This window comes from Variovorax robiniae, from assembly GCF_037889955.1.
In the GTDB taxonomy this organism is placed as follows: Bacteria; Pseudomonadota; Gammaproteobacteria; order Burkholderiales; family Burkholderiaceae_C; genus Variovorax; species Variovorax robiniae.
Genome location: NZ_JBBKZS010000008.1, coordinates 245,529 through 265,712, shown reverse-complemented (window position 1 = coordinate 265,712; position 20,184 = coordinate 245,529). Strand labels below are relative to the sequence as shown.

The window sequence follows — 20,184 nt, the reverse complement described above, 5'->3', positions numbered from 1 at the left end:
GGCCGTGGCAGCGCCTGCCATCGCCCGCCAGGGCGAAGAACGACCCAGGCGGCGGACCATCCTGCGCATCGGCAACTCGCCACGACGATCCGGGCGCCGCAGCGCCGGCCTGCTGATGTACCGCCAACGTGCCGGCGTACTCGAGGTGCTGCTGGTGCATCCCGGCGGCCCGCTGTGGGCGCGCCGGGACCTGGGCGGCTGGTCGATACCCAAGGGCGAGATCGACGATCCCTCGGAGGCTCCGCTGGATGCGGCCAGACGCGAGTTCACCGAGGAGACCGGCTTCGCGCCGGGCGCGCATTGCACGCCCCTGGGTGAAGTCCGGTTGCGCAATGGCAAGCTGGTCATGGCCTGGGCCTTCGAGGGCGACGTCGATCCGCAGGCCCTCGTCTCCAACACCTTCGAGATGGAATGGCCGCCGCGCTCGGGCCAGCGCCAGGCCTTCGCGGAAGTCGATCGCGCCACATGGTTCACCCTTTCAGCCGCGCGCACGCACATCCACGAGGCGCAGGTCGCGTTCCTCGATCGGCTTGAAGCGATGACGCCATGACCATCGCGGAGCGCGGCCACGCGCTGGTGCATCGAGATGCTTCGTGCGACCATGGCGCGCAGGCCAGCCAGTTCGAAGGGGATGACCCATGACGCTTCAGTTTGCGAGCGATTTCCTGCTGTGGTGCGCGGTGCTCAACTACGCTGTGTTGATTGCCTGGTTCCTCGCTTTCAGGTTTGCGCATGACTGGATGCGAGGCCTCCACGGCCGATGGTTCCGCATCTCGGAAGAGCGCTTCGATGGCATTCACTACGCTTGCATGGCGGTCTACAAGCTTGGCATTCTTCTCTTTTGCCTGGTGCCCTACGTTGCGCTGCGCATCCTGTCGAGTCATGCCGGATGAACCGAGGATCCTGCCGTGCAGCGCGCCGCCGCCCGTCTTGCTCGATTCGTTCGCCCGCTTCCCGTTGCAGGGCCTCGGCACACCGGCGCCCGTGATGCCTCCCAGGCGCCTCGTGGTCACCGGGTTCTATCGCTACGTCCGCAATCCGATGTACGTTGCCGTCACGGCGTTGATCGCGGGCCAGGGCTTGCTGTTCGGCAACGTGACGGTGCTGGCGTACGGCGCGATCGTGTGGGCCGGATTCTTCCTGTTCGTTGTCGCTTGGGGAGAGCCCGTTCTGGGCGAGCAGTTCGGCGACGAGTACAAGCGCTACCGCGCGAATGTGAGGCGATGGATACCTCGCATCACCCCATGGCGCGGGTAGGTGGCAAGAACGCTGCATGCGCGAAGAAGTGAATGACCGTTCTTCGCGCGTACCTGCCGTTGGTCGATCGTTGGCGACCGGCCGGCAATCGTCAGGCATGAGCGGCCTTTCACACAAGGGCCCCGTCAGCGCACCAATCGATGGAGGGAGGCGCCGATTGCGGCGCCGATCAACTCGGCCACCACAAAGCCCGACGCACTTCCCGGGGCGATCCCGGCAAAGCTGTCGCTGAACATGCGCCCGAACACCGCTGCAGGGTTGGCGAACGAAGTGCTCGACGTGAACCAGTAGGCTGCGCCGATGTAGCAGGCCACCAACTGCGCGGCCTTGCCTGTTGGCGCACCCAGGATCACCAGCACCAGGCCCGCGGTGGCCACCACTTCACCGAGCCATGGCCCCCAGCCGCCGCGCAGCTTCGTACTCCATTGCAGGACGCTCAGGTCGAACATGGCATTCGCCAGCCAGGCGCCCAGCATTGCACCCGTCAACTGGGCCGCGACATAGGCCAGCAAACTCGCCGCCGGCAGTTCGCGGCGCAGCGCCATGACGACGCTGACCGCGGGATTGAAGTGCGCGCCACTGAGCGGCCCGAAGACCTCGATCAGCACGTACAGCGCGAACACGGTCGCGATGGTATTGGCCAGCAGTGCAACGGCCACGTTGCCTCCCGCCAGGCGCTCGGCCATGATCCCCGAGCCCAGGACCGCGCACAGCAAGCCGGCCGTGCCCAGCAGCTCGGCCAGCGCCTTGCGCCAGAGGGTCATGACTTGCTGGCCAGTTCCCGCGCCTGCGACTGGAGCATCAACTTGTCCACGCTGGCCAGCGGCAGGTTCACCAACAGCTCGAGCCGGCGGCGGATGGCGTGCAAGGTCTGGCGAAAGGCTTCCAGCTTCTGCTCGGGAGATCCCTGCACTTCCGAGGGATCGGCGTAGCCCCAGTGCGCCGTGGCCGGTTGCCCGGGCCAGAAGGGACAAACCTCGCCTGCAGCGTTGTCGCACACGGTGATGACGAGGTCCATGTGCGGCGCGTCGGGCTTGCCAAACTCGTCCCAGGTCTTGCTGCGCAAGCCTGCCGTCGCGATGCCCGCCTTGCTCAGCACCTCCAGTGCCATCGGGTTGGGCTGCTGGTTGGCGCGCGGACTGCTGCCGGCCGAAAAGGCGCGAAAGCGCCCGCCGCCCATGTGGTTCAGGGCGGCCTCGGCCAGGATGGAGCGCGCCGAATTGTGCGTGCAGAGGAACAGCACGTTGATCGGTTGGGTGTTGCTCATGCCGTGCTTCAGCAGCAGGTGCCTTTCGGCTTGACGGGCTTGTCCATTCCGCCTGCTGGCGTGCAGCACACGGCCTGGCGAGGCGACGACGCGGCATCACGAAACGTGGGGATGCTGCCCAGCGTCCGGAATTGCTCCCAGGCGATGCCCTGCGGGTCGGTGACCCAATGCTTCTCGCTGCGTGCGTAGCAGCAGGTGGTGGCGCCTTCGTCCAGCAACGCGCGGTCCGCGGCAACGGCGCGGCCCTTCAACTCGGCCAGTTCTTCTTCGTCCTGCGCCTGAAAGCCCAGGTGATCGATGCCCGGCACACCGCCAGTGGACAGGGCGAAGTTCACCGGCGGATCGGCCAGCATCCATTTCGCGTAGTCGCTTTCGACGCGCGTCGGCTCGGCCGCGAACAGCCTGGAATAGAAGGCGATGCTTGCCTGCAAGTCCTGCACCTTCAAATGCACATGGAATCGTTTCATGGAGATTTCCTTCAACACGACGAACAGTTGGTCACCGCGTCCACGGCACATGCGTCACCCTGGCAGCAGTTCTCGGTGAGATAGCCCAGGAGCGCATTCATGTGCTCGAACGAGGCCCGATAGATGAGATTGCGGCCTTGACGCTCCTGGCTGACCAGGCCCGCGTTCATCAGCTCCTTGAGGTGGAAGGACAAGGTTGCAGGCGGAATGCCGGATCCTTCAGACATCACGCCGGGCGTCATGCCCTGGTGGCCGGCGATCACCAGCGCACGGAATACCCGCAGGCGGGCGCCTTGGGCCAATGCGGCGAGCGAGCGAACGACATCATTTTCTTCCATATTTCCATCATAGTGGAAATATGGATCAATGAAAAGCAGAGTCGATTGACCCCGGTGCCTGCGCTGTCAGCCCTCGGCCATGCGAACCGGCGCAGCTACGCGCTGGGCGCAAGGTCCGATCAAGCCTTCTTCGCCCAGGCGCTGCACCAGCCCTTCGCATGCACCTGCTTGCCGGCGAACAACGCGCAATTGCCGAGCGCATCCGTCGGCTTGGCCTGCCACAGGCTGCAACCATTGCATTGCTGCGTGTTGTCGTGCTTGGGGAACTTCTTGCCGTCGGCCTTGGTGGTGTCCGCGACGTAGCCCAGCGCCACGGCGGTCGGGTCCTTTTCATCGACCACGGCTTGCGCCGAGGCGGGAGCGGCAGACAGGGTGGCGCCGGTGGCGGCCAGGGACATGAGGAAGATGCGGCGGTTGGGGGTCATCGTGGGTTTCCGTCTTGTTGAAGATTTCGTGCAGTTCAACCGGGTCCGCCATGAGGCTGGTGAGACGCCGAGTGGCTGCCAGGCAGGGCGTTCGCTTCGTTCAAGCCGGCCGCGACGAGCAGGGCCGTGGCCAGCAAGGTGAGGGAGATGAAGGCGATGACCTGCACCGCCCCTCGCCAGGTGAGCTTCATGGAACACCTCCCGGGTGTCAAGCCGCGATGGAGACGCGAGGCAACGCGTCGGCCGCGGCCGGGACGGGCTCAGCCTTCTTGTCCGACGCCACAGGCTTCGAGCGCACCAGCAGCACCGGCACCGGCGCGACGCGCAGGATCTGCTCGGCGTCGCTCCCCAGCAGCACCCGGCCCAAGCCATGCCGGCCGTGCGTCCCGATCACGATGAGATCCGCCTTCCAGGCGTTGGCCTGCCTGACGACGACATCGGCGACCCGCTCGGTCAGCGCGGTGAACACCAGCGTTTCCGCCGAAATGCCCGCGCCCTGCGCGCGTTCCAGGCCCTGCCGCAGGATCTGCTCGCCGGCCTCCTGCATGTAAGGCAGCAGGTCGGACATGTAGACCGCGGCGCTCTCGTAGCCGGTCAGGTACTTGAGCTGGTCGACGATGTGCACGAGCAGCAGGCGGCCGTGCGTGAGGCTGGCCAGCCGCAAGGCTTCGTCGAGGCCTTGCAGAGAGGTGTTGCTGCCGTCGATGGGAACCAGGATGCGTTCATACATGGTGGACCTCGTCTGGAAAAGTGATGCCGTCAGTGTCCGGTCGGGGGATGCCAGGCACCTTGATCCGTGTCAAGGGATCGTGCCGCCACCACTCGAAGAATCGAGCCCATGAAACGACGCGCGTTGGCATCCTGGATGGCTGGCAGCATGATGCTGGGCACGGTCGCGGCGGCACAGCCGAACACGCCCGCATCCGAGACTTCCGCATTCGCGGCGCTGGTGACGAGCCGCAACGAATCCGTGGTCGACATCGTGACCCTGCGCCTGGAGCGCGAGGGCAATGTCTACAACGACGCGGTCGACAACGCGGACATCTTTCCGGACAACGACTTTGCCGACCGCTTCGCCCTGCCCCTGCCCGTGGGCTATGGCGCGAACCAGGAGCGCGACCTGGGCTCGGGCGTCATCATCAGCAGCGACGGCTACATCCTGACCAGCGCCCACGTGATCGCAGACACCGACGAGACGCAGGTGCGCCTGTCGGACGGACGCCGCTTCAGCGCGCGCATCGTGGGTTGCGACAAGCGCACGGATGTGGGCCTGCTGAAGATCGATGCGCGCGGACTGCACGCCGCGGTCGTCGGGGACTCGTCGAAGCTCGCCCCCGGCGACTGGGTGGCCGCGATCGGCACGCCCTTCGGCTTCCACGGCAGCGTGACGACCGGCGTGGTCAGCGCGACCAACCGCTACGTGGCCGGCAGCGGCGAGATCCCCTTCATCCAGACCGACGTCGCCATCAACCCCGGCAGCTCCGGCAGCCCGCTGTTCAACGCGCGCGGCGAGGTGGTGGCCATCAATTCCATGATCTACAGCGGCAGCGGCGGCTTCATGGGCCTGTCCTTCGCCGTGCCGATGAACCTCGCGATGCGCATCTCCAGCGAACTGCGTGCGAACGGCAAGGTGCGGCGCGCCAGGCTGGGCGCGGAGATGCAGGAAGTCAATCCCGCGCTCGCACAATCGTTCCGGCTGCCCGATGCGAACGGTGCGCTGGTGGTGCGCGTTCTGCGCGGCGGGCCGGCCGCATCGGCGGGCCTGCTGCGCGGCGACGTCGTGCGGGCCATCGATGGCGTGCGCATCGCGCATTTCACGGAGCTGGTGCAGGACGTGGCGCAACGCCAGCCAGGCACCACCGTACGGCTCGATCTCTGGCGGCAAGGCCGCGCCGCCAAGGCGTCGCCGGTCCTCCAGGAAGAAGTGCCAGCACCATCGCCGAAGACGATCGCAGCGCCTGTCGAATGGAACGACGGGCTGGGCCTGCGGCTCGGCGAACTGTCGCGCGTCCAGAAGATACAGCTCGGCATCGAGGAAGGCCTGATGGTCCGCGAAGCCGCAGGCGCCGCGCGCAGCGAAGGCCTCCGGCCGGGCGACATCGTCATGGCCATCAACGACAGTTCGGTCGACCGCATCGCCGACATGGGGCGCTTGTTGGCCGGCATGGCGCCCGGCCGCGTCGCGGCATTGCTGGTGCAGCGCAACGGCCGCCGGGCCTATGTGCCGGTGCCGATCCCGGACCGCGGCGCCGCGCTTCGCGACAGCCGCTGATCCGGTCCCTCGCGCTCAGTGCGCTTCGCTCAGCTGCGCCAGGATCGCCGGGTTCTCCAGCGTCGAGACGTCCTGCGTGATGGCCTCGCCCTTCGCGACCGAGCGCAGCAGGCGACGCATGATCTTGCCGCTGCGCGTCTTGGGCAGGTTGTCCGCAAAGCGGATGTCCTTGGGCTTGGCGATCGGCCCGATCTCCTTGCCGACCCAGTTGCGCAACTGGACCGCCAGCTTCTCCGCCGCCTCGCCGCTCGGCCGCGGACCCTTGAGCACGACGAAGGCGCAGATGGCCTCGCCGCTGGTCTCGTCGGGCCGGCCCACCACCGCGGCCTCGGCCACCAGCTCGGTGCAGGCCACGAGCGCGGACTCGATCTCCATCGTGCCCATGCGATGGCCGCTGACGTTCAGCACGTCGTCGATGCGACCGCCGATGGTGAAGTTGCCCGTGTCCTTGTCGCGCGCGGCGCCATCTCCGGCCAGGTAGTAGCCGCGCAGTTCGGGCGGGTAGTAGCTCGACATGTAGCGCGCGTCGTCGCCCCAGATGGTGCGGATCATCGAGGGCCACGGCTTCTTGATGACGAGCAGGCCGCTCTGGCCGTTGGGCACGTCCTCGCCGGTCTCGTCGACGATCGCGGCCGTGATGCCGGGGAACGGCAGCGTGCAGGAGCCCGGCACCAGCGTGGTCACGCCGGGCAGCGGCGTGATCATCTGCGCGCCGGTCTCGGTCTGCCACCAGGTGTCCACGATCGGGCAGCGGCCGCCGCCGACGTATTCGTGGTACCACTCCCATGCGGCCGGGTTGATGGGCTCGCCCACCGATCCGAGGATGCGCAGGCTGCGCAGGTCGTAGCGGTCCGGGTGCACCTCGGGATGCGTCTCCGCCGCCTTGATGAGCGAGCGGATGGCCGTCGGCGCCGTGTAGAAGACCGTCACCTTGTGCCGCTCGATCATCTTCCAGAAGCGGCCGGCATCCGGGAAGGTCGGCACGCCCTCGAACACCACCTGCGTCGCGCCGATGGCCAGCGGGCCATAGGCGATGTAGCTGTGGCCGGTGATCCAGCCGATGTCGGCGGTGCACCAGAACACATCCTCGGGGTGCATGTCGAAGGTCCACTTCATCGTGGCCGCCACCTGCACCAGGTAGCCGCCGCTGCTGTGCTGAACGCCCTTGGGCTTGCCGGTGGACCCGGACGTGTAGAGCAGGAACAGCGGATGCTCCGCGCCCACCCATTCGGGCTCGCAGACGGCGGGCTGCTCGCTCGTCGCCTCGTGCATCCAGCGGTCGTGCGCATTCCACGCGATCGCGCCGCCCGTGCGGCGATAGACCATCACGTTGCGCACCGAGCCGCAGCCGTCTTGCGCCAAGGCCTCGTCGACCAGCGCCTTGAGCGGCAGCGTCTTGCCGCCGCGCACCTGCTCATCGGCCGTGATGACCAGCACCGCGCCGGTGTCGGCGATGCGATCGCGCAGCGCGTGGGCCGAGAAGCCGCCGAACACCACCGAGTGGATGGCACCGATGCGTGCGCAGGCCTGCATTGCCGCCACGCCCTCGATCGACATCGACATGTAGATCACGACGCGGTCGCCCTTGCGCACGCCCAGCGCCTTCATGGCATTGGCCATGCGGCAGGTCATGGCCAGCAACTGCGAATAGCTGATGCGCGTGACGGTGCCGCCGTCGGACTCGAAGACGATCGCGGTCTTGTCGCCGAGGCCTTCGTTCACCTGCCGGTCGAGGCAGTTCCACGAGACGTTCAGCGTGCCGTCCTCGAACCATCTGTAGAACGGCGCGTTGCTGCTGTTGAGCGTGCGGGTGAAGGGCTTCTTCCATTGCACGAACACGCGCGCGAGGCGGGCCCAGTAGCCGGCGTAGTCCTCCTGCGATTCGGCGACGAGCGCCTGGTACGCGGCGTGGCCCGGCACATGGGCCGTGTGCAGCAGCTGGTGCGGCGGTGCGTAGGGGGCGAGGCGATGCAACTTGTCAGGGGCATTCATGCGTGTCTCCTTTGATGGGAAGCCAGGGTTGAAGGTGCGGCCATGGTCGGCGAAAGCGCGAACGCAAACCTTGCGTTTGCGCAAAGGTCCGCCGCGCGCCAACGCATCCAATCGCGACATCACCACCACCTTGAAGGAGACGCTCATGCAAGAAGACCTGGCGCGGCGCATCGCCAGCCAATCCCAATATCAGTTGCTGAAGGGCCGGCGAAACCGCTTCGGCTGGACATTGACGCTGCTCATGCTGGTCGTCTACTACGGCTTCGTCATGCTCGTGGCCTTCAACAAGCCCTTCCTCGCGCAGCGGCTGGGCGACGGCGTGACCACGCTGGGGATCCCGATCGGCTTCGGCGTCATCGTGTTCACGATCCTGATCACGGCCTTCTACGTGCGGCGCGCCAACGCCGAGTTCGACACCCTCAGCGACGCCGTCGCAAAGGCAGCAATGAAATGAACACGAAGCCCCAACTCCTTCGCCGCGCGCTGGCGCTTGCCGCGTTGCTCGGCGCATCGGCATCAGCGCTTGCCGCCGGCGGCGACCTCGGCCAGATGCAGAAGCAGGCCACCAACTGGACGGCCATCAGCATGTTCGCGATGTTCGTGCTCGGCACGCTCTACATCACCAAGTGGGCCGCATCGCGCACGCGCTCGGCGGCCGACTTCTACACGGCGGGCGGCGGCATCACCGGCTTCCAGAACGGCCTGGCCATCGCGGGCGACTACATGTCGGCCGCCTCCTTCCTCGGCATCTCGGCCGCGGTGATGGCGGCGGGCTACGACGGGCTGATCTACTCGATCGGCTTCCTGGTCGGCTGGCCGGTCATCACCTTCCTGATGGCCGAGCGGCTGCGCAACCTCGGCAAGTTCACCTTCGCCGACGTGGCGGCGTTCCGCTTCAAGCAGACGCCGGTGCGCATGTTCGCGGCCTCCGGCACGCTGGTGGTGGTCGCGTTCTACCTGATCGCGCAGATGGTCGGCGCGGGCCAGCTCATCAAGCTGCTGTTCGGCCTGGAATACTGGGTCGCCGTGGTGATCGTCGGCTCGCTGATGATGGTCTACGTCCTGTTCGGCGGCATGACGGCCACGACCTGGGTGCAGATCATCAAGGCCTGCCTGCTGCTGGGCGGCGCGTCCTTCATGGCGCTGTCGGTGCTGTGGCACTTCGGCTTCAGCCCGGAGGCGATGTTCGCCGGTGCGGTGAAGATCAAGACCGACCTGGCCATGAAGGACGGCAAGACGGCCGAGGTGGCCGCCAGCATCGGCCAGTCGATCATGGGGCCGGGCAACTTCGTGAAAGACCCGATCTCGGCGATCTCCTTCGGCATGGCGCTGATGTTCGGCACCGCCGGCCTGCCCCACATCCTGATGCGCTTCTTTACCGTGCCCAGCGCCAAGGAGGCGCGCAAGTCGGTGATGTGGGCCACCAGCTGGATCGGCTACTTCTACCTGCTGACCTTCATCATCGGCTTCGGCGCCATCACCTTCGTGCTGACCAACCCGCAGTTCACCGATGCCAAGGGTGCGCTGATCGGCGGCGGCAACATGGCGGCCATCCATCTCGCGAACGCGGTGGGCGGCAACGTGTTCCTCGGCTTCATCTCGGCGGTGGCCTTCGCGACCATCCTGGCCGTGGTGGCGGGGCTGACGCTGTCGGGCGCCTCCGCGGTGTCGCACGACATCTATGCCACCGTCATCAAGAATGGCGAGGCCGACAGCGCTTCCGAGTTGCGCGTGTCGAAGATCACCACCATCGCGCTCGGCATCGTGGCCGTGGTGCTGGGCATCGCCTTCGAGAAGCAGAACATCGCCTTCATGGTGTCGCTCGCCTTCGCGATCGCGGCATCGGCCAACTTCCCGGTGCTGTTCATGTCGGTGCTGTGGAAGGGATGCACCACGCGCGGCGCGGTGATCGGCGGCTTCATGGGACTGGTCTCTTCGGTGGGCTTGACCATCGTCTCGCCCTCGGTCTGGGAAGCAACCCTGGGCTACCCGGCGGGCTCCGCGCCCTTCCCCTACACCTCGCCCTGCCTGTTCTCGATGACCATCGGCTTCATCGGGATCTGGCTGTTCTCGGTGCTGGACAAGAGTGCGCGCGCCAAGGTCGACAAGCACGGTTTCCTGGCGCAGCAGGTGCGCTCGGAGACCGGCATCGGCGCCGCCGGCGCGAGCGGGCATTGAGCGCAGGCATGCGGGACGCCATTAGTCGAATCATGGAACCGCATGCTGCCTGCCGCCGCGAGGACGAGATGAACCACATTCCGGGACCAAAGGGGATGCGCCCACGGGGACCGTGGAGCGCGATCCGGCTCGCGCTGGCCATCGCCCTCGCGGCAAGCCTTTTCTGGATTGCGCTCTACGCCTGGATCACCCTGGTGACATTGGACTGAGATGCAAGGCAGGTGGGCGGCGGGATGGCCGCCCACCGCGCTACTTGACCACCGTCACGGGCAGCGGCGAAATCGCCAGCACGCGCTGGACCACCGAACCCAGCAGCAGGTCGGCCACCGCGCCGCGGCCCTTCGACCCCAGCACGATGAGGTCGAACTTTCCTGCCCTTGCGCAATGGACGATTTCCGCGGCGACCCGCCCGGTGCGGATCTCGATGTCGTAGTCGATCCCTGTCGTCTTCAGCCAGCGCACGGCCGGCCGGAGTTCCTTCTCGCTGAGTTCGCGCAGGTAGTCGCCAACCTCGGCGGCGCCCACGAAGGCCTTCGCGTGGCGCAGGCCGGTGTCGTCATGGACACTGACGAGCGTGATCCTGTTCGAGGCGGAGCGCACCAGGCGCGCCAGCTCGGCGGCGTACTTGACCGCACGCAGCGCGTGCTTCGATCCATCGGTGCCGACGAGGATCTTCATGCCCGCACCTCGTCGGTGAAGGAGTGTTGCGGCAATGAGGACTGTCGTGTGTCTTTCATGGGGGTCACCTTTCAATGTGTGTGCATCCCATCATGCGAGGGAGCCCTGGCCCGCACTTGACGCAAATCAAGGCCATGCGCCGCCGGCGACCCAGACTCGCGAGGGAAACACCTGCGTCCCAGGCCTCTCGATGCATGAACCTTGCCCCTACCCACTGAACCACGCGCCATGACCGCACTGTCACCAGGCCTTCGCACGCTCGCCAGGCCCGTCTCCTTCCTCGGCGACGTGCTGGTGTCGGGGAGCACGGCGCTGGGCGGCCGGTGGCAGTTCCGCCTCAAGGATTTCGTGCGGGTCCTGGCCGATTGCAGCGGCCGGGCCGTGCCCATCGTGCTGGTGGTCAATTCGCTGGTCGGCGCGATCCTCGCCTTTGTCGGCGCGGTGCAGCTGGCCAAGTTCGGCGCGGGCATCTTCGTCGCGGACCTCGTGGGCATCGCGGTGGTGCGCGAGATGGCCGCCATCATCACGGCGGTGGTCATTGCGGGGCGGACCGGCGCCGCCTTTGCAGCCGAGCTGGCCACCATGCAGGCCAACGAGGAGATTGACGCGCTCGAGGTGCTGGGCCTGAGCGCGATCGACTTCCTCGTGCTGCCCCGCGTCGCGGCCTTGCTGCTGATGATGCCCTTGCTCTACGTCTTTGCCTGCGTCGCGGGGCTGGCCGGTGGCATGACGGTCTCGACGATCATGCTCGACGTCTCTGCCACCGCCTACCTGCTGCGGACCAACGATGCCCTTGCGGCGCCGCACCTGCTGCTGGGCGTGACCAAGGCCGTCGTCTTCGGCGTGCTGATCGGCATGGTGAGCTGCTTCCACGGGCTGCGCGCGAGCCGGGATGCCGAGGGGGTGGGCATCGCCACCACGGCGGCAGTGGTCTCCAGCATCGTCGGCATCATCGTGCTGGACGCCGTGTTCGCGTTGTGCGCCAACGCGCTGGAGGTCTGAATGGCATTGCTCCAGGTCGACGGGCTCGAGATGCGCTTCGGCCAGCGGCTGATCCAGCGGGACGTGTCGTTCAAGGTCGAGAAGGGCTGCATCTTCGCCGTGATGGGCGGCAGCGGCTGCGGCAAGAGCACGCTGCTCAAGCATCTCGTGGGCCTGCTGCGGCCGGCCGCGGGCGCCGTGCAATACGACGGCACCGACTACTGGGCCAGCGACGAGATGCAACGCAACACGCTGCGCTCGCGTTTCGGCATGCTGTTCCAGAGCGCCGCGCTGTGGTCTTCGATGACCGTGCTGGAAAACGTCTGCCTGCCGCTGGCGCGCCAGACCGGGCTCGACGCCCGCCAGCGCGAGGCCAGGGCACGCGAAGTGCTGGAGTGGGTGGAACTCGGCGACTTCACGGACTTCCTTCCCTCGGACCTCAGTGGTGGCATGAAGAAGCGCGCCGGCCTGGCCCGCGCCATCGCGGCCGAGCCGCCGCTGTTGTTCCTCGACGAACCCTCGTCCGGCCTGGACCCGATCAGCTCGCGCCGCCTGGACGACCTGATCCTCGACATCCGCACGCGCACCGGTGCGGCGATCGTGCTTGTGAGCCATGAGCTGGCAAGCCTCTTCGCGATTGCCGACGACGGCATCTTCCTCGATGCGGACAGCAAGGTGCCCATTGCCCAGGGCTCGCCCCGGGACTTGGCCGAACGTGCCGTGCATCCCACGGTGCATGCCTTCCTGCATCGCGAGGTGCCGCGCGTGAAAGCCCCGGCCCTCCCCGCCGAAAGTGCATCGTCATGAAGCGCAACGCATTGCTCATCGGCGGCTTCGTCATCGTCGCGCTGCTGATCGCGGTCGCCTCGATCCTCTGGCTCAGCGGCAACGACCTGTTCAGCGAGCAGCGGAAGGCGCGCGTCTACTACCAGGGCAACGTGAGCGGCCTGTCCGTCGGCGCGCCCGTGACCTTCCGCGGCGTCACCGTGGGCCAGGTGACCGACATCGGCATCCAGATGGACGCCGGTTCGCTCAAGACCACGATTCCCGTGTCCTTGAAGCTGCAGACCTCGCTGCTGCATCTCTCGGGCGACACGGCAGGCAGGAAGCTGGACGTGCGCGAGCTGGTGCAGCGCGGGCTGCGCGCGAGGCTGGCCTCGCAGAGCATCGTCACCGGACAGAAGGCTATCGACCTCGACCTGCTGCCCGACACCCCCGCCACCCTGCTGGGCGGTCCGGGCGTGCCCGAGATACCCGCCACGCCCGAGCGCTTCGGCGCGCTGATCGACCAGGTGGCCGGCCTGCCCTTGCGCGATTCGGTGACCGACATTCGCGAGGCCGTGCAGGAGTTGCGCACGACGCTGGTCTCGGTCCAGCACACGATCGACACGGCCCAATCGGTACTCGGGGCCAGCTCGAAGGAATTGCAGCTGACCGCGATGGAATCCCGCAAGACACTGGCAGCGGCGACCGAGGCGATCCGGCTCGTCCAGCGCCATTCGTCAGCAACCTTGCAATCGATGACACGCCTGGCCGACGTCTCGCGCGAGACGGTCTCGGCTTCGCAGCCCGAGTTGCAGCGTGCGCTGGTGGGCACGCGTCAAGCTGCGGAGTCGGCAAAGCTGGCGATGGACCGCATGGCCGACATCGCGGCGCCGGAAGCACCGCTGCGCGCGGACCTCGAGGCCACCGTCGCGGATCTCTCGCGTGCCGCGCGAAGCTTCCGTTCCCTCAGCGAGATGCTGGAAGACAAGCCCAATGCCATCGTCTTCGGAAAGGTGCACGAATGAGGAATCGGCATCGAGGCATTTCGCCGGCTCTGTGCGCGATCGCCCTGGCCTTCGCCGGATGCGCGACGACCTCGCCGCCGCTGTTGCTCACCCTGCCCCGCATGGATGTCGCCATGGCCGCGCCGGCCCCGCCGATGGCGCCGCCCCGTGTGCTGGCGGTGCGGCGAATCGTCATGCCGGAGTACCTGCTGGCGCGGCGCGTGCGCTACCGCGCCGACGACAGCACCCTGGCCGAGTGGCCCGACGCCTACTGGTCCGAACGCATCGAGGTCGCGGTCACCCGTGAGCTCCACGATGCACTGCGGCGCCACCTGCCCGGATGGACGTTGTGCGAGACCAGTTGCGGCGAGCGCTCGCCCGCCTATGCGCTCGAAGTGCGGTGGGACCGCATGGATCTCGTGCGCAGCGAACGGCGGCTCGACGCCCGTGCGCGACTCCTGCTGTGGAGCGACGACCGGCCGCCTCGCCTGGTCTCTGCGGAAGAACGCGCCTGGTCGATCCCCGTCGATGCGGACACGCCGCAGTCGCACGCCCGCGCGATCACGATGCTGCTGGACCGTGTGGCCACCGAGGCCGCGCGTGCGTTGGCTTCGCAGTCCCCGCCCGCTCGCAAGTGACGAGGCCGCCCCGTCCGAAGCATTGACACAGCGCAAGACGGCACGCGCCTGTGCCGTGAAGAATGAACTCGCCCACATCCGGGTTCTTCCTTCCCGCACCCGACAAGGAGCAACCATGTACCACGACATCCTGGTCCCCGTCGACGGCAGCGCGACCGCCGAGCGCGGCCTGCGCGAGGCTGTGCAACTCGCCGCCGAACACAAGGCTAAGGTCCACCTGCTTCACGTGATCGACGACTTTCCCCTGCTGCTGGGAATGGCCACGCCCTTCAGGTTCGAGGAGGACTTGCTGCGCGAGGCGCGTGCGGCCGGCGAGCAATTGCTGGAAAGAGGCCGCGCGGCGGCGGCCAGGGCCGGCGTGCAGGCCGACACGGCCCTGCGCAGCGTCATGCGTCGGCGCGTGGCCGACGTGGTGGTCGACGAGGCGACGAAGTCCGGCATCGACCTGATCGTCATGGGCACGCACGGACGCCGCGGCTTCAGCCGCCTGGGACTCGGCAGCGATGCGGAAGGCGTGGCACGCGCCAGCACCGTGCCGGTCTTGCTGGTTCACGGTGACAGGCCATGAAAGTTCACGACATCCTGCGCATCGTCCCCGTGGTGGCGATGGTCCTTCACGGCGCTTCCGCGAGCGCCGTCACGCCGGTACTCGCGGCCGGGACCCATGCCAGTGGCGGCATCAGCGCGGAAGGCCGGCAGGAGATGCTGGCGAAGAAGGACCTGTACAACGTGCGGCTGACCTTCGCCGAGGCCGGGACCGGCGCCTACGTCGCGGGCGTGACGGTCAGGCTCGAATCGACGGATCGCAAGGGCGTGTCCTTCGGTCCCTTCGCCGACTGCGGTCCGCTTTTCTACGTCGCCCTGCGTCCCGGTCTCTACCGTGTCTCCGCCAGCTATGCCGGCGTCACGCGCCAGGTCGATGTGCGGGCGGGCGCGGGAGCGGTGCACGCGGTTCTCCATTGGCCTGCGGCATCGGAACCTTGAAGCGTCGCGGGGCGAATGGCCCAACGCCGCAGCGAAGACCCTGATCCAGTGCGTCAACCGCGCTCCCCGCCGGGGAATGCCCGCGCAAATGCTTCGACAAAAGCCGCATGGCGCGCCCTGGGCAGGCAATGTGCGGATGCGTGGGCAACTGGGCCGCGAAGTGATGATCGAAGTACCGCACCTCGACACCGCGCGCAAGCAGCGCCAGCAGGGCTTCGCGGTTGCGATCCAGCGACACGTCCAGCACGGTGACGCTGTCGCCCGCCTGCGCCGGCACGCGCTCGAGCAGGGCGATGTCGCGCTTCACGCCCGTGACCAGGGTGGCGGCGCGCGGCTGCGCGAGGCGCAGTTGGTGCAGCGCGCAGATGCCGTCGGCGTCGCCATTGAAAACATCCCAGTGGCTCATGGCGCGACTGTGCCACGAGCCCGTGACCATGCCAGTCCCCTACCCCGGCCCTCAGGTGTGGCTTGTCCTCGCCGCACGAAGATCGTCGCGAATCCTGCGCACCAGGTAGCTTGCCGCGCTCAGGTGGCCGATGACCACGAAGAGCACGATCAGGACGTAGGTGGTGTCCTCGTGGATGGACGATTGCGCGGTCAGCAAGCCGAGCGAGAGAACCACCAGGATGAACAGCCATGCGATCAGCGCGACCACGGCATGGACCCATGTCCACAACGTCTTCATGGCTGCACCTCCCACGCTGGCGACGCGGATCTGTCGGCGGAATTCATGTTGCACCTCTCGTTGAACCATTGAACAGGGCTCTCACCCCGTTGCATCGTCTCCGCATTGGCGAGATCGGACCTTGAGGCAACGCAACATCGCTGCGAAACGGCTTTGTCTGTGGATCAAGTCCGCGCACGCTCGCGGCTTGACCTGGCGCAACCATGCGCTTGCGCCATGTCAAGGCGCCCGGCCACCTGCGATTCCATACTGGATCCGCACCCCACATCCAGACAGGAGCTGCCATGTACGAGCACATCCTCGTCCCCCTCGACGGGACCGAAACATCGAAGCGCGGCCTGGACGAAGCCATTCGCCTGGCGGGACTGACCAAGGGACGCCTGCGCCTTTTCCACGCCATCGGCGACATGGCGATGGCACATGCCATGGATGCCTATGAGGATCACGGTGGGCAGTGGGTCGAGGCGATGCGCGCGTATGGCACCAAGGTGCTCGAAGATGCCAGCGAAACGGCCCGCGCCGCAGGCGTCGAATCCGAAACTGTCCTGCACAGCAGCTTCACCGGCAGGATGGCCGAGCTGGTCGCGGCACAGGCAAGCAAGTGGCCCGCGGACATCATCGTGCTGGGCACGCACGGCCGCCACGGCGTCAAGCGAATGCTGCTGGGCAGCGGCGCGGAGGCGGTGCTGCGTACTTCGCCGGTGCCGGTGCTGCTGGTGCGCGCCGCACCGGTGGCCGCGGCCGCGGCCTGACCGCACGCCGATGCGCCGGCTGCTCCTGCTCACCAACCGCCACCGCGCGCCTTCGACGAACGCCGTCCTCGGCCTGCTGCTCGCCTTCAATGCAGGCGCCGTCAATGCGGGCGGCTTCCTGGTGCTGCACATGTACACCTCGCACATGACCGGCTTCGCCTCGCAGGTCGCGGACGGCCTGGTGCTGGGGAACACGACGCTGGTGCTCAATGCCGTCGGCGCCATCCTCGCGTTCATGGTCGGTGCCGCCAGTTGCGCGGTGCTCGTGAACTGGAGCCGCCGCCATCGCCTGCACAGCGTCTACGCCCTGCCCTTGCTGCTGGAGGCCGCGCTCATGTTTCCCTTCGGGCTGGCCGGCGCCATCACGCTGACCTGGTCCACGCCCTTCGCGGTGCCGCTTACGGTGCTGCTGCTGTCCTTCATCATGGGCTTGCAGAACGCCGTCGCGTCCAAGACTTCGGGCGGCAGCGTGCGCACCACGCACATGACGGGCAATATCACGGACCTCGGCATGGAACTGGGCAAGTCGCTCTACTGGGCCCGCAGCAGGCATGCGCCGTCACGGCAGCAGTTGCGGCGCAACCGCCATCGCATGGGCATTTCCGGCGGTCTGGTCGCGATGTTCGTTCTGGGCGGCATCACCGGCGCGCTGGGCTTCAAGCACGTGGGCTTCGTGTTCGTGGTGCCGCTCGCGGCCCTGCTGCTGGGGCTGTCGGTGCCGCCGCTGTGGCGCGACCTGCCGCGTGCGCGCGCCCTGCTAGACCGCCGCCTTCCCCCATGACCGCAAGCGCCGCATCCACACGATCTTCTGCTTGCGCGTGAGGTTCTCCACCGAGCCGATGACCGCGTCGCGTACCGGCGCGATGCCGATGAGCCCGAGGATGTTGCGCTTGAGCAGCCGCAGTCCGTGGCTGAGGAAGTACCAGCGGTAGACGAATGCCGGCATGCCCATGGTGACGATCACCCGTGCGCTGCGACCGGCGAGCAGCCTGGCCCGAAGGCTCGGCCGATCCGCCGGAACCGCGAAGCCCGGGCGCATCACCTGCTCGAGGAAGCCCTTGAGCGCCGCGGGCATCCCGCCCAGCCACAGCGGATAGATGATGACGAGGTGATCAGCTCGCGCGATGGCCGCTTGCGCTTCGGCCAGTGCGGGGGGCAAGGTCGCATGCTGCCATTCATCCTGACTGCGCAGGAAGGCGAAATCCAGCATCCCGATGTCGATCCATTCCACGGCATGCCCGGCACTGCGCGCACCTTCGGCGTAGGCATCTGCGAGCGCATGGCAGAAGTGCTGCGCACAGCGGTCCGGATGCCCCTGGATGATGAGGATTCGCATGGCCGTCAGTGGGTCATCAGCACCGGCACCGTCATCTGCGCCAGGATCTGCCGCGTGACACCGCCGAGCATCAACTCGCGAAAGCGCGAATGGCCATAGCCGCCCATCACCAGCAGGTCGGCGCCGAGGTCAGACAGGCGCGACAGCAGCGCATCGCCAAAGTCGATGTCGGTGACGTCGCTCTCCGCCGTCGCATGGACCTTGTGCCGCGCCAGGAACTGCAGCATGTCCGGCACCAGCAGGCGATCCTGGGCGCCGTCGGCATGGACCGCGCGGCAGGACACCAGCGTGACCTTCGACGCCTGGCGCAAGGCCGGCACCGCGGCCCGCAATGCGACGGCCGACTCGCGCGAGCCATCCCAGGCCACGACCGCGTTCTTCGGCACGCCTTCGAAGTGGCCCGCGTACGGCACCAGCAGCACCGGCCGGCCCACTTCCATCACCACGCGTTGCGGCAGGTCTTGCGTCGTGATGTCCTTGACCTGTTCATCGTCGCGCTGGCCGAGCACCACCAGGTCGCTCGTGCGTCCATGCCGGACCACCGCGTCGACGGTCGTGGAATCGATGAGGCGGACTTCGTACGACAGGTTACCCTGCGCCGTCACCCGCTCGCGGAAGTCGTGGCTGATGGCCTCCGCGCGATGGCGAAGGTACTCCGCGCATTCCGCGATGTAGTCGGTGGCGCCGGACAGGAGTTCGTCGGCCGGGATGATGCCGTCGATCAGCCCGGTGGAGATGAGCCCGACGAGATGGCCGCCGTGGGCACGCGCCCACTGCGCCGCCAGGTCCGCACGCACGCGGCAGGCAGCAGTGCGATCGAGATGCACGAGGATGGTGGGATAGGTCATGGCCTTGGCATGGGTTCAGGTGCATCCATGTTCTTCCTCGCCACGGCACCACACCTTGACGCGAATCAACACCGCGTCGATCCAGCTCGTCAGACTCGTGCCGTTCGCAATGAACCCGAGGAGACGACAAATGCTCACCGCCTTCATCACGCATCCGGACTGCGCGCTGCATGCCATGGGGCCGCACCATCCTGAATGCCCCGAGCGGCTCTCGGCGATCCGCGATCGCCTGCTCGCGCTGGGCCTGCTCGACTGCATGCTGCAATGCGACGCGCCGCGCGCGACACCGGGGCAGTTGGGCCGCGCACATTCGATGGAGCATGTGCGGGCCGTGGTCGCCGCGTCGCGCAAGGAAGGCCTGCACAGCATCGATCCCGACACCAGTATGAACCCCCACACCATCGATGCCGCATTGCGTGCCGCCGGCGCCGTGGTGCTCGCGACCGACATGGTGCAGGCGGGCGAGGCGGCCTCGGCCTTCTGCTGCGTGCGACCGCCCGGCCACCATGCAGAGCGGGCTGCCGCCATGGGCTTCTGCTTCTTCAACAACGTCGCGGTCGGCATCCGGCATGCGCTGGAGGTCCACGGCCTGGAGCGCGTCGCCCTCATCGACTTCGACGTGCACCACGGCAACGGCAGCGTGGACATCTTCCGCGACGACGAGCGGGTTCTGATGTGCTCCATCTTCGAGAAGGGCATCTACCCCTTCACCGGCGAAGACGACAGCGGCCCCTGCATGGTGAACGTGGGCCTGCCCTCGCGTTCGGGCAGCGCCGCGTTCCGCGATGCCGTGACGCAGCACTGGATGCCTGCACTGGACTCCTTCGCACCGCAGATGGTGTTCGTCTCCGCGGGCTTCGACGGGCACCGCGACGACGACATGGGCAACCTCGGACTGGTCGAGAGCGACTATGCCTGGGTGACACGGCAGGTCATGGACATCGCGCACCGGCACGCGCGTGGCCGGGTCGTCTCCTGCCTCGAGGGCGGCTATGCGCTGGAGCCGCTTGCGCGCAGCGTCGCCGCGCACGTCAGGATGCTGATGAGCGGCGATTGATCCGGCGCGGAGCTCAACCGTCGAGCGGCACGCCGCCGCCGAAGCGGCAGATCCACCGGTCCTCCCAATCGCGCTGCGCGTCCTGCATCGCCCGCTGCCAGGCTGCGATGACCTGGAGCTGGTTCTGCTGCCCTTGCAGCATGAAATCCGTGAAGGCCTTCTGCCAGTCGAGGAGTGGTTGCATCAGGGCATCCGGTGAGGGAAGCGCGGGCTTGTCGTCATGGGGCATGGTGATCTCCTGTGGATGAGGAATCCAGCTG

The 20,184-nt window shown here is 67.3% G+C and carries 29 protein-coding genes and 1 pseudogene; 16 read left to right on the top strand and 14 right to left on the bottom strand.

All coding sequences use genetic code 11. From position 1 onward, the window contains the following. The first annotated feature begins 4 nt into the window (after window positions 1–4). The 3 genes from WKW79_RS20230 (at window position 5) to WKW79_RS20220 (ending at window position 1,257) form a co-directional block, all read left to right on the top strand. A complete protein-coding gene (locus WKW79_RS20230) occupies window positions 5–550 on the top strand; it encodes an NUDIX hydrolase (RefSeq protein WP_340336984.1) in 546 nt (181 codons plus the stop codon). A gap of 88 nt (window positions 551–638) precedes the next feature. Continuing rightward, a complete protein-coding gene (locus WKW79_RS20225) occupies window positions 639–893 on the top strand; it encodes a DUF6868 family protein (RefSeq protein WP_340336983.1) in 255 nt (84 codons plus the stop codon). A 37-nt stretch (window positions 894–930) separates the two neighbouring features. After that, window positions 931–1,257 (top strand): methyltransferase family protein, encoded by a 327-nt coding sequence (locus tag WKW79_RS20220; protein WP_340336982.1) that lies wholly within the window; start codon window positions 931–933, stop codon window positions 1,255–1,257. A 125-nt stretch (window positions 1,258–1,382) separates the two neighbouring features. On the opposite strand, the gene WKW79_RS20215 is transcribed toward WKW79_RS20220, so the two are convergent. The 7 genes from WKW79_RS20215 to WKW79_RS20185 all read right to left on the bottom strand — a co-directional run bounded on the left by WKW79_RS20215 (window position 1,383) and on the right by WKW79_RS20185 (window position 4,484). Further along, window positions 1,383–2,021, bottom strand: coding sequence for an aquaporin (locus WKW79_RS20215; RefSeq protein ID WP_340336981.1), 639 nt, complete (start codon window positions 2,019–2,021; stop codon window positions 1,383–1,385). After that, entirely contained in the window at window positions 2,018–2,524 is a 507-nt protein-coding gene (locus tag WKW79_RS20210) for an arsenate reductase ArsC (protein ID WP_340336980.1), read from the bottom strand. The genes WKW79_RS20215 and WKW79_RS20210 overlap by 4 nt, the downstream gene beginning before the upstream one ends. An 8-nt stretch (window positions 2,525–2,532) precedes the next feature. Continuing rightward, window positions 2,533–2,991, bottom strand: a complete 459-nt coding sequence (locus WKW79_RS20205; protein WP_340336979.1) for an ArsI/CadI family heavy metal resistance metalloenzyme — start codon at window positions 2,989–2,991, stop codon at window positions 2,533–2,535. A gap of 11 nt (window positions 2,992–3,002) precedes the next feature. Continuing rightward, a complete protein-coding gene (locus WKW79_RS20200; RefSeq protein ID WP_340336978.1) occupies window positions 3,003–3,329 on the bottom strand; it encodes an ArsR/SmtB family transcription factor in 327 nt (108 codons plus the stop codon). A 119-nt stretch (window positions 3,330–3,448) separates the two neighbouring features. Next, on the bottom strand, window positions 3,449–3,754 hold the full coding sequence (locus WKW79_RS20195) for a high-potential iron-sulfur protein (RefSeq protein ID WP_340336977.1): 306 nt from the start codon (window positions 3,752–3,754) through the stop codon (window positions 3,449–3,451). Between the two features lie 35 nt (window positions 3,755–3,789). Continuing rightward, on the bottom strand, window positions 3,790–3,945 hold the full coding sequence (locus WKW79_RS20190) for a hypothetical protein (RefSeq protein WP_340336976.1): 156 nt from the start codon (window positions 3,943–3,945) through the stop codon (window positions 3,790–3,792). A 17-nt stretch (window positions 3,946–3,962) separates the two neighbouring features. Next, window positions 3,963–4,484 carry a universal stress protein gene (locus WKW79_RS20185; protein WP_340336975.1) on the bottom strand — a complete coding sequence of 174 codons (522 nt, stop codon included), beginning with the start codon at window positions 4,482–4,484 and terminating at the stop codon, window positions 3,963–3,965. 108 nt (window positions 4,485–4,592) lie between these two features. Here WKW79_RS20185 and WKW79_RS20180 point away from each other — a divergent pair, with 108 nt between their 5' ends. Then, on the top strand, window positions 4,593–6,026 hold the full coding sequence (locus WKW79_RS20180; RefSeq protein WP_340336974.1) for a trypsin-like peptidase domain-containing protein: 1,434 nt from the start codon (window positions 4,593–4,595) through the stop codon (window positions 6,024–6,026). A gap of 15 nt (window positions 6,027–6,041) precedes the next feature. Here the strand turns inward: WKW79_RS20180 and acs are convergent, their stop codons facing one another. Further along, window positions 6,042–8,018, bottom strand: coding sequence for an acetate--CoA ligase (acs, locus tag WKW79_RS20175; RefSeq protein ID WP_340336973.1), 1,977 nt, complete (start codon window positions 8,016–8,018; stop codon window positions 6,042–6,044). A 145-nt stretch (window positions 8,019–8,163) separates the two neighbouring features. Here acs and WKW79_RS20170 point away from each other — a divergent pair, with 145 nt between their 5' ends. The 3 genes from WKW79_RS20170 to WKW79_RS20160 are packed head-to-tail and all read left to right on the top strand — an operon-like array spanning window position 8,164 to window position 10,405. After that, window positions 8,164–8,472 carry a DUF485 domain-containing protein gene (locus WKW79_RS20170; protein WP_340336972.1) on the top strand — a complete coding sequence of 103 codons (309 nt, stop codon included), beginning with the start codon at window positions 8,164–8,166 and terminating at the stop codon, window positions 8,470–8,472. After that, window positions 8,469–10,196, top strand: coding sequence for a cation acetate symporter (locus WKW79_RS20165; protein WP_340336971.1), 1,728 nt, complete (start codon window positions 8,469–8,471; stop codon window positions 10,194–10,196). Before WKW79_RS20170 ends, WKW79_RS20165 begins: the two co-directional genes overlap by 4 nt. Window positions 10,197–10,204: 8 nt before the next feature. Beyond that, window positions 10,205–10,405, top strand: a complete 201-nt coding sequence (locus tag WKW79_RS20160) for a hypothetical protein (protein ID WP_340336970.1) — start codon at window positions 10,205–10,207, stop codon at window positions 10,403–10,405. A gap of 40 nt (window positions 10,406–10,445) precedes the next feature. Here the strand turns inward: WKW79_RS20160 and WKW79_RS20155 are convergent, their stop codons facing one another. Next, complete coding sequence (locus WKW79_RS20155; RefSeq protein WP_340336969.1) at window positions 10,446–10,874, bottom strand: universal stress protein; 429 nt, start codon at window positions 10,872–10,874, stop codon at window positions 10,446–10,448. Window positions 10,875–11,102: 228 nt separating this feature from the next. On the opposite strand from WKW79_RS20155, the gene WKW79_RS20150 reads away from it, so the two are divergent. The 6 genes from WKW79_RS20150 to WKW79_RS20125 all read left to right on the top strand — a co-directional run bounded on the left by WKW79_RS20150 (window position 11,103) and on the right by WKW79_RS20125 (window position 15,246). Next, window positions 11,103–11,876, top strand: a complete 774-nt coding sequence (locus WKW79_RS20150) for an MlaE family ABC transporter permease (protein ID WP_340336968.1) — start codon at window positions 11,103–11,105, stop codon at window positions 11,874–11,876. Next, window positions 11,877–12,662: an ABC transporter ATP-binding protein gene (locus WKW79_RS20145; protein ID WP_340336967.1), complete on the top strand. Its 786-nt coding sequence runs from the start codon at window positions 11,877–11,879 to the stop codon at window positions 12,660–12,662. After that, window positions 12,659–13,645: an MlaD family protein gene (locus WKW79_RS20140; protein ID WP_340336966.1), complete on the top strand. Its 987-nt coding sequence runs from the start codon at window positions 12,659–12,661 to the stop codon at window positions 13,643–13,645. The genes WKW79_RS20145 and WKW79_RS20140 overlap by 4 nt, the downstream gene beginning before the upstream one ends. Next, complete coding sequence (locus WKW79_RS20135) at window positions 13,642–14,262, top strand: PqiC family protein (protein ID WP_340336965.1); 621 nt, start codon at window positions 13,642–13,644, stop codon at window positions 14,260–14,262. Before WKW79_RS20140 ends, WKW79_RS20135 begins: the two co-directional genes overlap by 4 nt. A 115-nt stretch (window positions 14,263–14,377) precedes the next feature. Next, complete coding sequence (locus WKW79_RS20130; protein WP_340336964.1) at window positions 14,378–14,830, top strand: universal stress protein; 453 nt, start codon at window positions 14,378–14,380, stop codon at window positions 14,828–14,830. After that, window positions 14,827–15,246 (top strand): hypothetical protein, encoded by a 420-nt coding sequence (locus WKW79_RS20125; RefSeq protein WP_340336963.1) that lies wholly within the window; start codon window positions 14,827–14,829, stop codon window positions 15,244–15,246. Before WKW79_RS20130 ends, WKW79_RS20125 begins: the two co-directional genes overlap by 4 nt. Window positions 15,247–15,376: 130 nt before the next feature. Here WKW79_RS20125 and WKW79_RS20120 read toward each other — a convergent pair. Further along, window positions 15,377–15,652 (bottom strand): annotated as a pseudogene (locus WKW79_RS20120) (acetyltransferase); the annotation flags it as partial. A gap of 51 nt (window positions 15,653–15,703) precedes the next feature. Beyond that, window positions 15,704–15,931: a hypothetical protein gene (locus tag WKW79_RS20115; RefSeq protein WP_340336962.1), complete on the bottom strand. Its 228-nt coding sequence runs from the start codon at window positions 15,929–15,931 to the stop codon at window positions 15,704–15,706. 284 nt (window positions 15,932–16,215) lie between these two features. Between WKW79_RS20115 and WKW79_RS20110 the strand changes: the two genes are divergently transcribed. Both WKW79_RS20110 and WKW79_RS20105 read left to right on the top strand, forming a co-directional pair. Continuing rightward, complete coding sequence (locus WKW79_RS20110) at window positions 16,216–16,683, top strand: universal stress protein (protein ID WP_340336961.1); 468 nt, start codon at window positions 16,216–16,218, stop codon at window positions 16,681–16,683. Between the two features lie 10 nt (window positions 16,684–16,693). Beyond that, window positions 16,694–17,464, top strand: coding sequence for a YoaK family protein (locus WKW79_RS20105; RefSeq protein ID WP_340336960.1), 771 nt, complete (start codon window positions 16,694–16,696; stop codon window positions 17,462–17,464). On the opposite strand, the gene WKW79_RS20100 is transcribed toward WKW79_RS20105, so the two are convergent. Together WKW79_RS20100 and WKW79_RS20095 are read right to left on the bottom strand one after the other, a co-directional pair. Continuing rightward, entirely contained in the window at window positions 17,441–18,019 is a 579-nt protein-coding gene (locus tag WKW79_RS20100; protein ID WP_340336959.1) for an NAD(P)H-dependent oxidoreductase, read from the bottom strand. The two genes, WKW79_RS20105 and WKW79_RS20100, sit on opposite strands and share 24 nt — an antisense overlap. A gap of 5 nt (window positions 18,020–18,024) precedes the next feature. Next, complete coding sequence (locus tag WKW79_RS20095) at window positions 18,025–18,867, bottom strand: universal stress protein (protein ID WP_340336958.1); 843 nt, start codon at window positions 18,865–18,867, stop codon at window positions 18,025–18,027. Window positions 18,868–18,997: 130 nt separating this feature from the next. On the opposite strand from WKW79_RS20095, the gene WKW79_RS20090 reads away from it, so the two are divergent. Further along, window positions 18,998–19,924, top strand: coding sequence for a histone deacetylase family protein (locus tag WKW79_RS20090; RefSeq protein WP_340336957.1), 927 nt, complete (start codon window positions 18,998–19,000; stop codon window positions 19,922–19,924). A gap of 13 nt (window positions 19,925–19,937) precedes the next feature. Here the strand turns inward: WKW79_RS20090 and WKW79_RS20085 are convergent, their stop codons facing one another. After that, window positions 19,938–20,153, bottom strand: a complete 216-nt coding sequence (locus WKW79_RS20085) for a hypothetical protein (protein WP_340336956.1) — start codon at window positions 20,151–20,153, stop codon at window positions 19,938–19,940. Between the last annotated feature and the right edge of the window lie 31 nt (window positions 20,154–20,184).

Bases quoted from the DNA above. Each gene is read 5' to 3' on its own strand.
- WKW79_RS20225 (WP_340336983.1), top strand. From the start codon at position 639: ATGACGCTTCAGTTTGCGAGCGATTTCCTGCTGTGGTGCGCGGTGCTC.
- acs (WP_340336973.1), bottom strand. From the start codon at position 8,018: ATGAATGCCCCTGACAAGTTGCATCGCCTCGCCCCCTACGCACCGCCG.
- WKW79_RS20155 (WP_340336969.1), bottom strand. From the start codon at position 10,874: ATGAAGATCCTCGTCGGCACCGATGGATCGAAGCACGCGCTGCGTGCG.
- WKW79_RS20195 (WP_340336977.1), bottom strand. From the start codon at position 3,754: ATGACCCCCAACCGCCGCATCTTCCTCATGTCCCTGGCCGCCACCGGC.
- WKW79_RS20140 (WP_340336966.1), top strand. From the start codon at position 12,659: ATGAAGCGCAACGCATTGCTCATCGGCGGCTTCGTCATCGTCGCGCTG.
- WKW79_RS20145 (WP_340336967.1), top strand. From the start codon at position 11,877: ATGGCATTGCTCCAGGTCGACGGGCTCGAGATGCGCTTCGGCCAGCGG.
- WKW79_RS20100 (WP_340336959.1), bottom strand. From the start codon at position 18,019: ATGCGAATCCTCATCATCCAGGGGCATCCGGACCGCTGTGCGCAGCAC.
- WKW79_RS20210 (WP_340336980.1), bottom strand. From the start codon at position 2,524: ATGAGCAACACCCAACCGATCAACGTGCTGTTCCTCTGCACGCACAAT.
- WKW79_RS20160 (WP_340336970.1), top strand. From the start codon at position 10,205: ATGCGGGACGCCATTAGTCGAATCATGGAACCGCATGCTGCCTGCCGC.
- WKW79_RS20125 (WP_340336963.1), top strand. From the start codon at position 14,827: ATGAAAGTTCACGACATCCTGCGCATCGTCCCCGTGGTGGCGATGGTC.
- WKW79_RS20105 (WP_340336960.1), top strand. From the start codon at position 16,694: ATGCGCCGGCTGCTCCTGCTCACCAACCGCCACCGCGCGCCTTCGACG.
- WKW79_RS20115 (WP_340336962.1), bottom strand. From the start codon at position 15,931: ATGAAGACGTTGTGGACATGGGTCCATGCCGTGGTCGCGCTGATCGCA.
- WKW79_RS20185 (WP_340336975.1), bottom strand. From the start codon at position 4,484: ATGTATGAACGCATCCTGGTTCCCATCGACGGCAGCAACACCTCTCTG.
- WKW79_RS20130 (WP_340336964.1), top strand. From the start codon at position 14,378: ATGTACCACGACATCCTGGTCCCCGTCGACGGCAGCGCGACCGCCGAG.
- WKW79_RS20095 (WP_340336958.1), bottom strand. From the start codon at position 18,867: ATGACCTATCCCACCATCCTCGTGCATCTCGATCGCACTGCTGCCTGC.
- WKW79_RS20200 (WP_340336978.1), bottom strand. From the start codon at position 3,329: ATGGAAGAAAATGATGTCGTTCGCTCGCTCGCCGCATTGGCCCAAGGC.
- WKW79_RS20170 (WP_340336972.1), top strand. From the start codon at position 8,164: ATGCAAGAAGACCTGGCGCGGCGCATCGCCAGCCAATCCCAATATCAG.
- WKW79_RS20180 (WP_340336974.1), top strand. From the start codon at position 4,593: ATGAAACGACGCGCGTTGGCATCCTGGATGGCTGGCAGCATGATGCTG.
- WKW79_RS20110 (WP_340336961.1), top strand. From the start codon at position 16,216: ATGTACGAGCACATCCTCGTCCCCCTCGACGGGACCGAAACATCGAAG.
- WKW79_RS20205 (WP_340336979.1), bottom strand. From the start codon at position 2,991: ATGAAACGATTCCATGTGCATTTGAAGGTGCAGGACTTGCAGGCAAGC.
- WKW79_RS20165 (WP_340336971.1), top strand. From the start codon at position 8,469: ATGAACACGAAGCCCCAACTCCTTCGCCGCGCGCTGGCGCTTGCCGCG.
- WKW79_RS20090 (WP_340336957.1), top strand. From the start codon at position 18,998: ATGCTCACCGCCTTCATCACGCATCCGGACTGCGCGCTGCATGCCATG.
- WKW79_RS20135 (WP_340336965.1), top strand. From the start codon at position 13,642: ATGAGGAATCGGCATCGAGGCATTTCGCCGGCTCTGTGCGCGATCGCC.
- WKW79_RS20150 (WP_340336968.1), top strand. From the start codon at position 11,103: ATGACCGCACTGTCACCAGGCCTTCGCACGCTCGCCAGGCCCGTCTCC.
- WKW79_RS20215 (WP_340336981.1), bottom strand. From the start codon at position 2,021: ATGACCCTCTGGCGCAAGGCGCTGGCCGAGCTGCTGGGCACGGCCGGC.
- WKW79_RS20085 (WP_340336956.1), bottom strand. From the start codon at position 20,153: ATGCCCCATGACGACAAGCCCGCGCTTCCCTCACCGGATGCCCTGATG.
- WKW79_RS20190 (WP_340336976.1), bottom strand. From the start codon at position 3,945: ATGAAGCTCACCTGGCGAGGGGCGGTGCAGGTCATCGCCTTCATCTCC.